This window comes from Micromonospora sp. CNZ295 (genome assembly GCF_004217535.1).
The window spans coordinates 5,422,300-5,437,169 of the sequence record NZ_SHKZ01000001.1 but is presented as its reverse complement, the minus strand read 5'-3'; the positions used below and the strand labels follow the sequence as shown (position 1 = coordinate 5,437,169).

Annotated in this window: 13 protein-coding genes and 1 pseudogene; 10 read left to right on the top strand and 4 right to left on the bottom strand. The window is 69.2% G+C overall.

Annotated features, from left to right (window positions below; all coding sequences use genetic code 11):
- Both EV376_RS25360 and fxlM read right to left on the bottom strand, forming a co-directional pair.
- On the bottom strand, nt 1–147 hold the full coding sequence (locus EV376_RS25360) for an FxLD family lanthipeptide (protein WP_130327224.1): 147 nt from the start codon (nt 145–147) through the stop codon (nt 1–3).
- Nucleotides 148–161: 14 nt separating this feature from the next.
- A complete protein-coding gene (fxlM, locus tag EV376_RS25355; RefSeq protein WP_130327222.1) occupies nt 162–1,400 on the bottom strand; it encodes a methyltransferase, FxLD system in 1,239 nt (412 codons plus the stop codon).
- 351 nt (nt 1,401–1,751) lie between these two features.
- Between fxlM and EV376_RS25350 the strand changes: the two genes are divergently transcribed.
- Nucleotides 1,752–2,618 (top strand): aminoglycoside phosphotransferase family protein, encoded by an 867-nt coding sequence (locus tag EV376_RS25350; RefSeq protein ID WP_130327220.1) that lies wholly within the window; start codon nt 1,752–1,754, stop codon nt 2,616–2,618.
- On the opposite strand, the gene EV376_RS25345 is transcribed toward EV376_RS25350, so the two are convergent.
- The gene (locus EV376_RS25345; protein ID WP_130327218.1) at nt 2,615–3,991 is read right to left on the bottom strand and encodes an NsdA family TPR-like regulatory protein; all 1,377 of its coding nucleotides are present in this window, start codon (nt 3,989–3,991) and stop codon (nt 2,615–2,617) included. The genes EV376_RS25350 and EV376_RS25345 overlap by 4 nt on opposite strands.
- A gap of 287 nt (nt 3,992–4,278) precedes the next feature.
- On the opposite strand from EV376_RS25345, the gene EV376_RS25340 reads away from it, so the two are divergent.
- Both EV376_RS25340 and EV376_RS25335 read left to right on the top strand, forming a co-directional pair.
- On the top strand, nt 4,279–5,667 hold the full coding sequence (locus tag EV376_RS25340; RefSeq protein ID WP_130327216.1) for an IS1380 family transposase: 1,389 nt from the start codon (nt 4,279–4,281) through the stop codon (nt 5,665–5,667).
- Between the two features lie 314 nt (nt 5,668–5,981).
- The gene (locus EV376_RS25335) at nt 5,982–6,296 is read left to right on the top strand and encodes a transposase (RefSeq protein ID WP_165438117.1); all 315 of its coding nucleotides are present in this window, start codon (nt 5,982–5,984) and stop codon (nt 6,294–6,296) included.
- On the opposite strand, the gene EV376_RS25330 is transcribed toward EV376_RS25335, so the two are convergent.
- A complete protein-coding gene (locus tag EV376_RS25330) occupies nt 6,250–7,338 on the bottom strand; it encodes an IS110 family RNA-guided transposase (RefSeq protein ID WP_130321139.1) in 1,089 nt (362 codons plus the stop codon). The two genes, EV376_RS25335 and EV376_RS25330, sit on opposite strands and share 47 nt — an antisense overlap.
- Nucleotides 7,339–7,585: 247 nt before the next feature.
- On the opposite strand from EV376_RS25330, the pseudogene EV376_RS31090 reads away from it, so the two are divergent.
- The 7 genes and pseudogenes from EV376_RS31090 to EV376_RS25295 form a co-directional block, all read left to right on the top strand.
- A pseudogene (locus EV376_RS31090) lies at nt 7,586–7,849 on the top strand (IS3 family transposase); the annotation flags it as partial.
- The gene (locus tag EV376_RS25325; RefSeq protein ID WP_486482932.1) at nt 7,840–8,496 is read left to right on the top strand and encodes an IS3 family transposase; all 657 of its coding nucleotides are present in this window, start codon (nt 7,840–7,842) and stop codon (nt 8,494–8,496) included. The pseudogene EV376_RS31090 and the gene EV376_RS25325, both read left to right, overlap by 10 nt.
- Before the next feature lie 707 nt (nt 8,497–9,203).
- On the top strand, nt 9,204–9,938 hold the full coding sequence (locus EV376_RS25315; RefSeq protein ID WP_130327212.1) for an N-acetyltransferase: 735 nt from the start codon (nt 9,204–9,206) through the stop codon (nt 9,936–9,938).
- A gap of 407 nt (nt 9,939–10,345) precedes the next feature.
- Nucleotides 10,346–11,836: an APC family permease gene (locus EV376_RS25310; RefSeq protein ID WP_207228606.1), complete on the top strand. Its 1,491-nt coding sequence runs from the start codon at nt 10,346–10,348 to the stop codon at nt 11,834–11,836.
- Between the two features lie 353 nt (nt 11,837–12,189).
- Nucleotides 12,190–12,852 carry a hypothetical protein gene (locus EV376_RS25305; protein WP_207228427.1) on the top strand — a complete coding sequence of 221 codons (663 nt, stop codon included), beginning with the start codon at nt 12,190–12,192 and terminating at the stop codon, nt 12,850–12,852.
- Nucleotides 12,849–14,105 carry a histidine decarboxylase gene (locus EV376_RS25300; protein WP_130327210.1) on the top strand — a complete coding sequence of 419 codons (1,257 nt, stop codon included), beginning with the start codon at nt 12,849–12,851 and terminating at the stop codon, nt 14,103–14,105. The genes EV376_RS25305 and EV376_RS25300 overlap by 4 nt, the downstream gene beginning before the upstream one ends.
- 38 nt (nt 14,106–14,143) lie before the next feature.
- Nucleotides 14,144–14,806, top strand: coding sequence for a GNAT family N-acetyltransferase (locus tag EV376_RS25295; protein ID WP_130327208.1), 663 nt, complete (start codon nt 14,144–14,146; stop codon nt 14,804–14,806).
- Nucleotides 14,807–14,870 lie beyond the last annotated feature (64 nt).

Here is a 14,870-nt window from a genome sequence, read left to right as displayed (position 1 = left end):
TTACTTGCCGCCGCCGGAGCAGGCGTTCGAGCCCGTGTTGCCCGAGCCGCAGCCGTCGTCGGTGGCGGTGGCGTACCCGCCAGCGGCGGGGCCGGCGTCAACCAGAGTGATGTCCAGGTCGAGCTCGTCGAGTTCTGTGGCGTCCACTCGCGTTTCCCTTCCTATGCGGGGGTGAAGGTGAGGACGACGCGGCTGTGCCGCTTGTCCAGCACCGTCCCGGCCGGCAGGTCGCCGTCGGGAGTCCGATGGGGCAGAACGTGCAGCACCGGCGCAGGCTCGCCAGCTTCCACCCACGCGCGCATGTGCTCCACCATCCGCTCAGCCGCCACGACCGCATCGGGCCCGTGCACACACGCGCCCAGGTCGAACAGTTCGTCGGTCCAGGCCAGTGACGAGCGGTAGACAAAGGTTCCGTTGTGCAAGGCGGCGGGGGTGCCGAACCGCCAGGCAGGGGTGACGATGCCGGCATCAACGGCCGCCTGCTGCGCCGACAGCACCACAAACAGATCCGCCTCATCGGCGAGGCGCGTCGCCAGCCACAGGTCCAAGTCGGCAAGGACGGTCCGAGCCGGCAAGCTCACCCCGGCCCACGCCTGCTCCCGCGGCTGCGACAGCAGACCGCGAATGACGTCCGGGTCGACCTGCTGGCCCTCGTCCAGCCTCAGGTGGACGCCATCTGCGATGTCGACATACCGCATCTCGTGGGCTCCGGCGCCTTGCATCGCCACGAACCCGCACAGGCGCTGACTGCGGCTGATCAGCCGGCCGCCAACACGGCGCAGCGCCCACGACCGGGTCATCCCGAACGTGCGTAACGGCACCACCAGCACGCCGTCATCGACGAGCTGGGTGATCCAGGCCGGGGGGATGTCCCACGCGCCGGCCGTGACAATGATCAGGTCGAAACGACGGTTCGGGTCGATCGGCTTCTCAGCATCGGCGCATACCACGGTGACGTCGCCGTACCCCGCTGCCGCGAGGCACGCCACGGCCCGCTCGGTCACCTCCGGGTCAATATCCACGGTCGTGACAGACCCCGACGGACCAACCAACTCCCGAAGCAGCGACGCGTTATAGCCACCCGACCCGATCTCCAGCACATGCCGCCCCGTCAAACCGCCGTCGAGGGCGTCGGCCGCCTGACCGAGCATCTCCGCGATCAGCCACGGCGCCGAGACCGAACTGACCGTCTCATCCCCCTGCCGCTTAGTGATGACAGCGGTGTCGCTGCGGTACGCCTCCTCCACCGGGACACCCGGCGTGTACAGCTCACGCGGCACCGCCCGTAGCGCCGCCTCCACCTCGGGCCGCATCATGAGCCCTTTGGCCTCGTGATCGGCAACCAGGTGGTCGACCATTGCGTCACGTAAGCCCTTGCTGCTCGTCGTGCCGACACTCATGTTTGCGCCACTCTCCCTATCGTCAGGGCCGCTTCGACAGGACGACCCGGTCCCACCGATGTCCGCCGGAAGACGGACACGACGTCGCGCATGACGCCTACACCAGCCGCGACGGCTCCTACGGTGACTAGATGCCACGACTGCACCGCGTCGTTCGCCCTTGATCTACGTACAAGATGGCTGTAGAGCGACCAGCTGCGCCCGGAGGCCTACCATGCACGCCTCACACGATTACCCATAGTGAACGTTGCGGGAATACCGACTTGCGGTCCGACTTGCCGTCATCTTGTGTCAGTCGGACCTTTAGAGAGGCAACGAGGCGGTGCGCCGCACCGAGAGGAAGATGGTCGGGTGCGTGCGGAAGAGGCGATCGAAGCGGCGACATCGGCAGCCACCGGAGTGGGCCTCCCTGTTCACGACGCCACTGTGGTGCGTGTCGGGGAGAACGGTGTGGTCCTGCTGGCGAGCGCTGGTGTGCTGGCGCGGGTGGTACCAAGGGCGGCCATGGACAGCGACCGTCGGGAGATCGAGATAGCCGATTGGTTGGCCTCGCGACAGGTGCCGGTCGTTCACGCCGCACGGCCGGAGCCGATCATCGTCAGGCAGTACGCGGTGTCGCTGTGGGAGTATCTTCCCGATAGCCGCCCGGCCGACTTGGTCACCCTCGCCGAGTGCTTGCGTCTGCTTCACCGAGTCCCTATCCCGAGAAACTTGCTGCCCCCCTTGTCGCCGTTTGACAAGTTCGAAGAGCGGCTAGAGACCGGCGCTGGTCTCGATACCGGCGACCGTCTTTTCCTTCGCCAGTTCCGTGATGACGTCTCGGCGCAGTGGACCACCGCGGAATTCACGCTAGGCGAGGCGGTGCTCCACGGTGACGCGCACATGGAGAATCTTCTGGTCACGGCCGACGGTCGGAAGGCATTCGTGGATCTGGAGACAGTGAGTATCGGACCCCCGGAATGGGATCTGACCCTGACGGCCCTCTACTACGAGTGCGGATGGTTCTCCGCCAAGGAATACGCTGACTTTGTCCAAGCTTATGGATTCGATGTCCGGCGCAGCCCGTCGTGGCCGGTGCTGCGGCTGATTCGCATGCTGCGGATGACTCTATGGCTGGCCCAGTCAGCGGACAACGACCCGCAACGACTTCGCCAGCTACGGCATCGCATCGACACGCTGCGCGACGGAACCGCTCCCGCTGGCTGGACAGGTTACTAGATCTGCTGGCGTACGGTCTCGGCTACGTGCGCCCGCGCTGCCGCGAGTTCACCCGCAAGGCTCGGCTCCGGTTTGGAGTTTGCGAGGATGGAATCCAGTGCGCGAAGGTCATCGCGTAGACGGCTCGAGTGAACGCCCCGCGCATCTGTCAAAGCAGCCCGTATCGAGTTCAATCCGCTGGCGAAATCGCCGCTTCGAACCTGGAGACAGGCAATCCTAATCATGGTGAGAGCCCGTGATCTGGCAGCTTCTATCGAATGGTAGGAGTACGCCGAGCGTAACCGATCGATCGTCATAGGTACCTGTTGGTGGTCATGGTTGGACATAGCGATGTCAAACAAGGCATGACCAGCGTCACCGAGAATCTGTCCGGCATCGGCGTAATAGCCCCATACCGGATCTTCTGCCCCATCCAAACCGCTGGCCAAAAACTCTTCATCGCATAGAGCGACCGCGCGGATGCACGCTCGTCCATCGTGGCTCCTTGCATAGGCGCGAGCTTCTACGATCCGCACCGCCGCACGTCCCAGCGGAGGAATCTCACGCCAATGCGAGTGGACGAGACCAATCACATCAAGAGCGTCCGAGACCTGCCCGACGTACGTGAGATGCCGGCCTAATGTGGTAGCGGTGTGTGCCCGTTGCTGCACGTCATCGGCTTCGCTGGCCAACTGTATCGCCGTAACGAGGTACCGCTGAGTGGTCGTGGTTTCATCGCCCGAATCGAAGCACGCCCATCCGGCAAGATCAGCAAGTCGGGCTGCAGTCGACAGCCAGGTTCGGCGTACCGCCTCGGTTGCCGACGCCTGACGGGCGACCCGACAGGCCCACTCGAACTGCCCAGCCATCGCCGCGCGGGCGAGTCCACCACCATGTTGGTGGTCCCACTCTTCGAACAGAGCGATGCTGCGTTGAAGCGCCTCGACATGAGGCCGCTCGATCCTGGCCGGTGCCTGCAACCCCAGTCCGGGCGCCCACGGCCCCGGAAGCTCCGCAAGGTCACCTGGCAGCTTGCCGAACCACGCAGCCGTCACCTGCCGGCGACCAGGGATCGCGCGGCTATCGGTACGTCGAGGGCTGTAGAGGCCGATGTCGGCGTCTGTGGCGGCGTCGAGCACCTGGCGGAGGGCGGCGCGGCGTTCGCGGCTGGGCCAGCGGTGCTCTCCGCGTTCGAGTTTGCCGACCCAGCGGTGGTCAACGTAGTGGGCGGTGAGGTTTCGCCCGGGGTAGAGGCGATCGAGGGCGGCGTTGACGGCGTCTGCCAACTCGGCTCGGGACAGGTACTGGCCGGGCCGATGCGGTGACGTCCGGCGCTGGCGGGCACGGACGAGCAGCCGGTTGGGCGTGATGACGGTGTCAGGGTGCCGCGGCATCTACACCTCCCTCGTGTGCAGGCGTGTTCGCCGGGGCCGGCGAGCGCATAAGCGTCGCGCGACCTGCCGCCGCCATCGTGGTTGCGGGCACACACAGAGTCAAGGAAGTCCCGGACGGCGTCGCCGTGAGGGCGGGGCCGATATCGGCCTCCCGGATGCGGGTCTCAGCCTCGATCCACCGATCAATGCTGGGATGACGGGACCCCGGAGATAGAAAGTGCCCTCTGAACTGGAAGGATAGGAGTTGCGACGCTTCTATTCCGCCGGTCCGAGAGGGCACCTCGCAGGTGAGATTACGCCATGATGCGCCGGTGGTGCGCGCGACGTTCGATGATCCGAATCTGGTGTCTTGTGCCGGTCTGGTCCCGGTGATGCGCCTGGCTCAGCAGGCCGGTCTGCACGACGCGGTCGCCGACCGGGTGCGGCTGCCGACGGACAAGGGCGCGAACCCGGCGGGCAAGGCCGCCACGGTCGTGGCGGGCATGCTGGCCGGCGCGGACAGCATCGACGACCTGGGCATCGCCCGGCACGGTGGCATGCGGTCGCTGTTCACCGGCGTGTACGCGCCCTCGACGCTGGGCTCGTTCCTGCGCACGTTCACCCACGGGCACGTGCGGCAGTTGCAGGGCGCCGCCCGCGACACCCTGATCGGCCTGGCCGGGCGCACACCGTTGCTGGCCGGCGCCGACGTGCTGACCTTTGTGGATATCGACTCGATGCTGCGGCGCGTCTACGGCAAGCAGAAGCAGGGCACCGGGTTCGGCCATGCCAAGGTCGGCGGCTACAACGTCTGGCTACGCGGTTACAACCCGCTGATCACAACGCTGTCCACTCCGCTGTCCGCGCCGGTGATCGCCGCCACCCGGCTGCGCAGCGGTAACGCCGGCTCCGCGCGCGGTGCCGCGAGCATGCTCGCCGAAGCGATCACCACCGCCCGATCGTGCGGCGCCACCGGGGAGATCGTGGTCCGGGCCGACTCGGCGTTCTACGCCAAGACCGTGATTTCCACGTGCCGCCGCCGGAAGGTGCGGTTCTCGGTCACCTGCCGGATCGATGCGAAGATCCGTGCCGCGTGCGCGAGCATCAACGAGGACCAGTGGATCGACATCCGGTATCCGCAAGCCGTCTGGGACGACGACGCCCAGCGGTGGATCTCCGACGCGCAGATCGCCGAAACCGTCTACACCGCGTTCGTCGGCACCCGGCACGCTGTGACCGCCCGGCTGATCGTGCGCAGGGTTCGCCGCGACAACCCGGCACAGATCCCCGGCCAGGAAGAACTGCTGCCCGCCTACCGGTATCACGCGGTGTTCACCGACAGCCCGTTCACCCTGGTGCAGGCCGAAGCCCAGCACCGCCAACATGCTGTCATCGAGCAAGTCAACGCGGATCTGATCGCCGGGCCCCTGGCGCACCTGCCGTCCGGCCGGTTCGCCGCGAACGACGCCTGGCTGACCTGCGCCGCCATCAGTCACAACCTCAACCGCGCCGCCGGACACCTCGCCGCCGGCCGCTACGCCACCGCTCGGACCGCCACCATCCGCACCCGGATCATCAATGTCACCGCCCGCCTCGCGCACCGGGCCCGCGCCATCCACCTGCACCTACCCGAGCACTGGCCCTGGCAGGCAGGATTCGACAACCTGTTCACCGCCGTCCACCCAGCGCCCGGCTGACCACGCCATAACGACTGAAACCAGGCGGCCCGACCACAGGCCACAACCCCGGTCCCACCCCGAACAAACACGCCCGGAGCAAGCCGATCACGTGATCAGCGGCTTCCCCATACCCGCCGAATCACCCAATACCGAGATGATCAACCGATGTTCGGTGGAAACCGCGTCGGTGGATCGAGGCTCAGCCCGGGCCGTGACGCTACCGGCCCGTGTCTGCGGTCGGAGATGCGAATCCGTCATAGCAAGGGCCTTCCATGAGAACGTGTGAGGTTCCCCCGTTAGCGTGGAGGCCAGACCTAAGGGGATAGATGGTCATGGCTGAAACGAGACGCCGGTTCGATCGGGAGTTCCGTGAGGGCGCGGTGCGGATCGTGCGGGAGACGGGTAAGCCGATCGCGCAGGTCGCTCGGGATCTCGGGATCAACGAGGGCACCCTCGGTAACTGGGTGAACCAGGACAAGCGGGCCCGTGGTGAGGCCGCTGCCGGTGGCGGTCTGGACGCCGACGAGCGTGCGGAGTTGCTGCGGCTGCGGCGGGAGAACGCCGAGCTGGCGATGGAGCGTGACGACGCCCCTATGGTTGTCAAGTCGCCGGGTTCGGTGTTGTCGCTGGTGGCAGGGCTGCGGTGATGAGGGGGAAGACCTCGCGGGCGACGTAGCGTTTCAGGCAGCGGATGATCTCCTTCGTTGATTTGCCCTCGTGTGCCCGTTTGGTGGCGTAGTCGCGGGTGCGTGGGTCGCGGCCGAGTCGGGTCAGGACGATGGTGTAGAGGGCGCTGTTGGCGCGCCGGTCGCCGCCGCGGTTGAGGCGGTGGCGGCGGGTCTTGCCCGACGACGCCTCGATGGGGTTGACGCCGCAGAGGGCGGCGAACGCGGCCTGGTTGGTCAGCCGGTCGGGGTTGTCGCCGGCGGTGATGAGCAGCGCCGCGGCGGTGTCCGGGCCGACGCCGTACTGGTCGAGCAGCTGCGGCGCGCAGGCGGCGACGGCGCTGCTCATCTGCTGTTGCAGGGCGCGGGTCTCGTCGGTGAGGGCGAGGACGCGGCGGGCCAGGCTGCGCAGGACGGTGGTGGTCGCCGCGTGGGTGCTGTGTTCGGTGGTGCCGGGCAGGGTCGCGCATGCGCGGATCAGCGCGACGCGGCCGAGGCCGTCGAGTGACTCGCGTAGCGTCGGGTCGGCGCGCACCAGCACGGCCTTGAGTTGGTTGATGGCCTGGGTGCGGGCCTTGACCGCCGAGTCCTTGGCGATCTTGAACATGCGGATCATCTCGACGGCGCCGTCGCCGCTTTTAGCCAGGCCGGTGGCCTGACCGGACAGCACTGCTCGGGCGGCGTTCTCCGCGTCGATCGCGTCGGTCTTGCCGCGCCGGCGTCGTGTGGCGCGGTCGGGCCGGTTGACCTCGATGACCTGCACGCCGTTGCGGTGCAGGTGCCGGGTCAGGGCGGTGCCGTGCGAGCTGGTGCCCTCCACGCCGGCGCGCAGCAGTCGGCCGTGCTCGCTGGCCCAGGCCAGCAGGTCGGTGTATCCGGCGGTGGTGGTGGGGAACGCGCGGGTGCTCAGCAGGGCGCCCAGCACGGTGATCACCGCGGCGACGTGCGTGTCGTTGTGGGTGTCCACGCCCAGGATGATCTCCTCATCCACGGCGGTGGCATCGGTCGAGGTGACGGTGGACAAACCGGGGATTCCTTCGGTGCGGGGTCAAGGCGGTGACGTCGACCGGACGCGGTGGTCAGGACTGTGACGGTGCCCATCGGCGAGGCCCCTATCGGGACACAGCCACGCCCGGCCGGGTCGGTGCCACCCGCAGCGAGGTCGACGGGTCATCACGAAGGCACCCGCAGGGCCAGTCTCAAGCTGAGTCAAACCCCGCCGCCGGGCGGCACCCGTCCATCCTCACAGTGCTCAAGCGATCCGTGGTCCTGTGGGTCAAAGAGGCGACGAAGTGAGCGTGGCCGCGTTCATCGCTTCCCAGAGGACCGAGCACGGCGTGCCACACACGGTGACCTGCCGCGCCCTGGGGCTGTCCGAGTCGTGGTTCTACAAGTGGCGCGGTCGGACGCCGACGGCTCGTCAGCGGCGGCAGGCCGACCTGGATGAGGCGATCCGGAGGAGCTTCGCGGCTTCCGGTAGTACCTACGGCTCCCCCCGGGTCACCCTCGACCTGCGGGCGGCCGGCTGGCGGGTCGGCGAGAACACGTCGCCGCGCGGATGGCCGCCCTCGGCCTGGCCGGCCGCACATCCCGACGCCGGCGAAGCCTCACCAAGCAGGGCAAACGCCCGGCCGCGCCGGACCGGGTCCGGCGGCAGTTCACCGCCGTAGCGCCGAACCTGTTGTGGTGCGGTGACCTGACCGAGATCACCACCGACGAGGGCAAGCTGTACCTGTCCACGGTGATCGACCTGTACTCCCGCCGGCTGCTCGGCTACGCGATGGGCGAGCATCACGACGCGGACCTGACCACCGCATCCTTGTCGATGGCCGCCGCGACCCGTGGCGGTGCCGTGGACGGGGTGATCTTCCACAGCGACCGCGGCAGCGAATACAGCGCCGCCGACTACGCCAAGGCATGCCGGCGCCTCGGCGTGGCCCAGTCCATGGGCCGGGTCGGCTGCGCCCTGGACAACGCCGCGGCCGAGGCGTTCAACTCCACCATCAAGGTCGAGTACATCCACCGGCAACGGTTCCGTACCCGAGCCGAGGCCCGCATCAAGATCGCCACCTGGATCGTCGACTTCTACAACGCCCGCAGGCGTCACAGCGCCTGCGACGGCATGTCACCCATCGATTACGAACGCTTCATGGCCGAGGCCCGAGGAGCCCAGGCCGCATAACGGAGTCCTCCACGATTCCGGGGGATTGACACGTGCCACTGTGTCGGGTCGAATCGCAGTACGGCCCGGTGCTGTTTTCTAGTCGCGCACAAGGACCCGCTCGTGGGTGTAGGCAACCTCGAAGCAGCTGCCATCGTCGCTGTGGCTGGAGTTGCGGCCGCAGGTGTACTGGGATTTCGTGCCGCCTGCTACGTCGCCGCAGCTGACGGTGCGTCACGTTTGCGCAGGTCGTCCGGTGGTCGGATCGCAGGTCGGTGCGGGAAGTCGGACCGGAAGTCGGTATTCCCAGCTCCGGGTCGTTGCGTGATCGTTAATTGGCAAACGAGCTACTCGTGAATGCCCCAGCGCTGGCGACAAAGGAGGGGGTGAGTGCGCCGGATGAAGTGGTTTCTCCCGGCCGGTGACCGGCCGTTCAATCCGTTCGGCTGCCCTTCCCCGGGCCAGTACAGCCCTGGGCTCCCGGGCAGTCCTGTGCAGCCGACGCCAGAAACAGCCGGACAGGATCCGGAGCCGCCGTGGCGATGGCCGTCGACGCGCAAGACCGCGCCGTCGACCACTTATGGGCGCGCGGGCGGGCGGCCGGTGGAGCGGAACGTGCGCTCCGCCGAGGAGGGCTCGGTGTCCCGGATGCTGGTGCGGCACGTAGCGCCGGGCGAGCTGCTCTGGTTGGGGCCGGCGGTCGATGCCGGATGCCAGAGGGATGAGCCATGACGCCGGTGGACGTGATCGTGCATCGGGCGTCCGGCGAGGACGTGCAGGTGCTGGTGCCGGTCGTCGCGGATGCGTTGATGGCTGGTGGCTTGGGTGTGTGGTTGGTGCCGGACGCGGCCGATCGCGGTGAGGTGCTGTGCCGCTACGCACGGTTCGTGCTGGAGCGTGGGTTGGCGAATGGCCGGGTCGATACCACGGTTGACCGGTGTGCGGTGGCGGTCTGGTACGCGCGGTTGCGGCCACCGCCGCCGTCGTCGGTGCTGTGGCGCTACGACCTGCGCCGGCTGCTCGGCCCGTACGCGCCTCGGTTCGCGTTGTTGCACGCTTACCGTGACGCGGCGCATCCGCAAGCGCCGCATCACTATCTGGCGCAGGTGGCGGCGCGCCCTGGTCAGGACGCTGCTGCGGCGGTGTTGCTGGCCAGTCATCACCGGGTGCTGGATGGTGGCGGGCTGGCGGCGTACGCGGAGGTGTGCGGTGATCGGCCGCGGGAGGGTCTGCTGGCCCGGCTCGGGTATGTGCCGCGCTCGCCGATTTTGTTGGAGCCGGGTGGGCCGGCGTTGTGGCGGCTGTGGCGTCCCGCTGCCGGCGGCGGGCATCTCGACGGCCTTCCCCGTCGGGTTCGTCTCGGCCGAGCCGTGATACCGGCGGGCGAGCCGGGTGTTGCCGGTGTCACCGCGTTCTCCCTGATTACCGGCCGGTACCGAAAGCCGATCACCTGCGGGCGATGACCTCGCGCCCGGCGGGCTACCTCGTTGCACCCCTGATCTCGTAGGAGGGCTGCTTTCATGCTGCCTGCTATTACCCATGTGCGCACCTTGGCTCCACCGCGACGGCTCGATGCCGGACGGTGGTGGCCGGCACGGCTGACCACCGCCCGCACCGGTGCCACCGTGGCGGACGCGGGAGGCGTGACGTCGGTCGAGTTCGCGTGGGGGTACGCGATTCGACGCGAGTGGCCCGACGGTGCTCACGACCTGTTCGGGTTCACACCGGACGCTCACGTCGCACAGCGGCGGCTCGACCGTGACCAGGGCTACTGGCGGGCTGGCCCGGTGCGGCCAGTGGCGGTGTATCTCGTGGCCGCCAGCGCCGCCGACGTGGACCGGCACCCGGTGGATGGCTGCCGGCGCTCTGGCTGCCCGGACGCTGTGGGGCGGGGGCAGCGGTGAGGGCGACGCACGCGCAGGTGGCTCTGGCGCGGCGGACGATGACTCCGACCGGGTTGTGGGTGTTCGGGGCGGCGGCGTCGGCGCCGATGGTGGTGCTCGCTGGTGGCATCGTCGCCACGTATGCCACCACGGGGGTGACGGCGCTGCCGTTGACGTTCCTCCTGGTCTCCGGTGTGGTCGCGCTGTTGGCGGTCGGGTACACGGCGATGGCCCGGCAGCTTGGTCACCCGGCGGCCTACTACGGCATCCTCGCGGGCGGGATGGGCCCTGGTTGGGGTGTGGCCGCCGGCCTGGTCGCGCTGGTGGCCTACAACGCGATCCAGATCAGCCTTTACGGGCTGTTCGGGGCGAGTATGGCCGCTCAGCTCGGCGGCACCTGGTGGGTGTGGGCGGGCATCGCCCTGGCGGTGGTCGGGGTGTTGGGGGTGCGGGCGATCGTGTTGTCGACCCGGGTCCTCGCGACGGTGCTGGCGGTGTCGCTGCTGATCGTGACGGTGTTCATCCTCGCCGGGCTCGGCCAGCCCGCCGACGGCGGGTTGTCCTGGGACGGGTTCAACGCCTCGCGGCTGGCGGTCAGCGGTATCGGCGGTGCGGTCGCGTTGTGTGTCGCGGCGTTCATGGGTGTCGACGCCCCCGGTTCGTTCGTCGAAGAGGCCACCGATCGGCGGTCGGTTGGCCGGGCCACCATCGCCGGGGCGCTGGTTCTCGGCGGGGTGTACGCGGCGGCGGCGTGGGCGATGGGTGCGGCGGTCGGCCCGGACGCGGTGGCGGCGGTCGCGGCGGATCCGACGGGCGGGCTGCCGTTCGTGGTCCTGGAGCGAGCCGGCGGCTGGTGGGTTTCCCTGGCGAGCGTGGTGCTGGTGTTCGCGGTGCTCACCTCGATGCTGGCCTTCCATTCGGTTATCGCCCGGTATGTGTTCGGGATGGCCCGGGAGGGCGTGTTGCCGGCGGGGCTCGCGCGGGCCGGCACCGGCACGCGCGTCAGCGCACCGCGCGGCGGCTCCTTGACGCAGACCACGGTCGCCGCGCTCGTGGTGGCCGCGTTCACCGTCGCCGGCGTCGACCCCCTCGCGGTGATGTTCACGTGGTTGTCGACGCTGGGGGCGATGGGCTTGTTGTGCCTGCTGCTGGCGGCGTCGGTTGCCGCGCTGGCGGCGCCAGCGCGGATGCGGGGTGACCGGGCGGGGGTGTGGCAGTGGCGGTTGGCGCCCGCCCTCGGCCTGCTCGGCGGGGCGGTGGTGCTGGCGCTGATGGTGGTCAACGTCGGCTCCCTGCTGGGCGCGGATCCCGGGTCGCCTCTGCCGTTTCTGCTGCCGGCGATCCTGGCCGGCACCGCCGCGGCCGGCGGGGCGTGGACAGGTCATCTGCGTCAGTCCCGGCCCGAGGTCTACGCCGGTATCGGTCGTGGCACCCCGGCCACGCACGCCGTTCCCGACGCCATCACCGTCTCAATCTGACAAGGGAACCAACGATGAGGACTCACGCGACCATGCCCGCCGGGCGGTACGGCCCTGACCCGCTACACCCCGACTGGCGGCCAGAGCGACCCGCGACGGCACCGCCGCCCGGCCACCGGCCTCCGGCCACCCAGATACCACCACCTGGACACGGCCCGGCTCCCGGCCCGTACCCGCACCAGCGCCCGCCGGGACCGCCGATTCCCCCTCCACCGCCAGCCCCAGCCCTACCTGAGCCGTCGTACGTGGTGGGGGAGGAGCCGGACGGGGCGGCGCCTTCTGCCGAGGCCCGATGGTGGGCGGATGTCCGCCGCCAGGTGGCCTACCGGTGCAAGCGCCTCAACTCCGGCCACATGATCGAAGCCGACCAGCGGTTCGGCACCCGCGACGCGCTCGGCCCGCACGCCGTGGCGTTGTTCTTCACCTCCGGCGCGCCCAGCGAGCCGCACGGCTACCGACTGCACACCGCCTACCGGCTGTTCCTCGCCTCACCGGAGTCCAACAACCTGCCTCGGCTGCTGGCCGACCTCACGCAGGTCGCCGCGTCCAACATCGCCCGCGCCGTGGCCGGCCGCCACCGGTGGCATCCGCTGGGCCCGGACGGGTCGATGGTCAACGGCGGCGACATGAACACGCCATCCGACGCCGCCTACGTCGGAATCGGGGTGAGCACTCTGGACTCCGAGGAGGGCCACTGGTACCAGATCGCCCGGAGCCTGCGCGAGCCGGCCGCGACCGGACGGTACCGCTCGGCCTGGGACCTGCGCGGCCAGTGCTACGTGCTGCTGACCGACGGCACCGCCATGCACATCGACCGCAACCCGCACGCCCGCCTCGGTGACGACGGCATCCGCAGCACCAAGACACTCGACGCGGACCGGCCAGCGCACTGGCACAACCCCCACGCCGACCTCCCGGAGCGGGGCGACTACACGATCCGAGAGGTGTGGCGGCAACTCGCGGTCCTGCACGACACCCTGACCACATACCTGTGCCGTGGAGGGCAGCCCGCGTGACTGACATCGCGCTCGACCTCACCGTTGCCGCAGACCTCACCCGCGCCCCGATCGACATCACCGCCGTCCTCGACCAGCTCCTCCGCGACGCCGACGCCGCCGCGGCGACGAGCATCGGCTACCCGGGCGCGGTCGACCTCGACCACAGCACGGTCATGACCCGCCTCGGCCACCGGTTGTGGAACAACATCGGCGACCCCGCCGACACCGGCGGCGTCACCCACACCCGCGTGTTGGAACAAGCGGTGATCGCCTGGGTCGCGGACCTGCTCGCCATGCCCACCGACGACCGCTGGGGATACGTCACCACCGGCGGCACCGAAGGCAACCTGTCCGCCCTGCACACCGCCTACCGCCGCTGGCCCACCGCCCGCATCTACTTCTCAACCGCCGCCCACTACTCGATCCCGAAGATCGTGAACATGCTCGGCGCCTACAAAGCGATCGTGCACGCGGGCCCGGACGGGGAGATGGACTACACCCACCTGGCCGCGCAACTACGCCGACGCAGGCGCTGGCCGGCGATCATCGTCGCTACCGCCGGCACCACGATGACCGAGGCCGTCGACGACACCAACCGCATCCGCGCCCTGCTCGACCAGTACAACATCGCCGGGCACCTGCACGTCGACGCCGCCCTGTCCGGCATCCCCCTCGCCCTCGACGGCCGGCTACGCCTCGACGACACCAGCGGCATCGGCAGCATCGCCATCTCCGGCCACAAGTTCTTCGCCACACCCACCCCATGCGGGGTCGTCCTCATCCGCGACAGCGTCCGCAAACCGGCCTGGCAGGTCGCCTACACCAACAGCGCCGACACCACCATCACCGGCTCCCGCTGCGGCCTGTCCGCCGCGCTGCTGTGGCACGCCATCGCCACCCACGGCCGCGAAGGACACCACTGGCGCACCACCGAAGCCCGACGCCTAGCCGCGTACGCCGTCGACCAGATCAGAACCACCGGCTGGCCCGCCTGGCGACACCCACACGCCTTCACCGTCGTCCTACCCACACCACCCGAACCCGTCCGCGCCAAATGGCTGCTGGCCACCGACGGCGCCACCAGCCACATCATCTGCATGCCCGGCATCACCCGCGGCCAAATCGACGCCCTCGCCGCCGACCTCGCCACCGCCCTCAACACCGCCGCAGCGGGACCGGTACCGCGACCCCGCCTGCCCACAACCTCCCAGACACCCGCCGCACCACTGCTCACGGCACCGCCAACCACCCGACCGAGGCACCTGACATGAACACACCCGCCAACCCGACATCCCGCCGGAGCAGCCCCATGGACTCCGTACCTCGCATTCGCGCCGCCCGCTGGACGGACAAGGACCCAGTTACCGCCCTCATCGCCGACGCCTTCGAACCGAGCGCCCTCGCGACCTGGCTCGTCCCCGAGCCACCACACCGACGGCAGATCCTCGCCGACGTCCTCGCCATCTGGGTCGAGCACGCCATGTTCTTCGGCGACATCTACCTCACCGACGACCTCACCGCCGCCACCGTTGGCTTCCACCGCTACCGCCCCATCCCACCACCGGCCAACTACCGCCTCCGACTCCAGGACGCCGCCGGCCCGCACACCGACCGCTTCCACCTGCTCGACCAACTGCTGTCCGGCCCACGCCCGACCGAACCCCACTACCACCTGGCAGTCCTAGCCGTGCACCCCGACGCCCAGCACACCGGCCGCGGCACGGCGATGCTCGCCCACCACCGCACCCGCGTCGACCGGGTCGGTCTGCCGTCCTGGACCGACACCACCACCGGGGTCGGGGACCTGTATGCCCGCCACGGCTACACACCCCGACAGCCGATCACCCTGCCCGACGGCCCGACCATCCATCCGATGCGCCGCAACCCCGACAGCGGCAGCGGCGCGTGGCCGCTCAACACCCCCCATGCCAGCTGTAGCCAGGTCCGCAAGCCGGTCATCGGGCACCTGTGATGGTGCGCCACCGCTGGCCAACGGTGAGGGGCCCTCCGTGCGGCCCTGCCGCGAGCCACCCGCA

What these genes read in the sequence shown, in the direction of transcription:
- fxlM (WP_130327222.1), bottom strand. Translation starts at nt 1,400, where the DNA reads ATGAGTGTCGGCACGACGAGCAGCAAGGGCTTACGTGACGCAATGGTC.
- EV376_RS25345 (WP_130327218.1), bottom strand. Translation starts at nt 3,991, where the DNA reads ATGCCGCGGCACCCTGACACCGTCATCACGCCCAACCGGCTGCTCGTC.
- EV376_RS25335 (WP_165438117.1), top strand. Translation starts at nt 5,982, where the DNA reads ATGGCTGAAACGAGACGCCGGTTCGATCGGGAGTTCCGTGAGGGCGCG.
- EV376_RS25315 (WP_130327212.1), top strand. Translation starts at nt 9,204, where the DNA reads ATGACGCCGGTGGACGTGATCGTGCATCGGGCGTCCGGCGAGGACGTG.
- EV376_RS25305 (WP_207228427.1), top strand. Translation starts at nt 12,190, where the DNA reads ATGATCGAAGCCGACCAGCGGTTCGGCACCCGCGACGCGCTCGGCCCG.
- EV376_RS25295 (WP_130327208.1), top strand. Translation starts at nt 14,144, where the DNA reads ATGGACTCCGTACCTCGCATTCGCGCCGCCCGCTGGACGGACAAGGAC.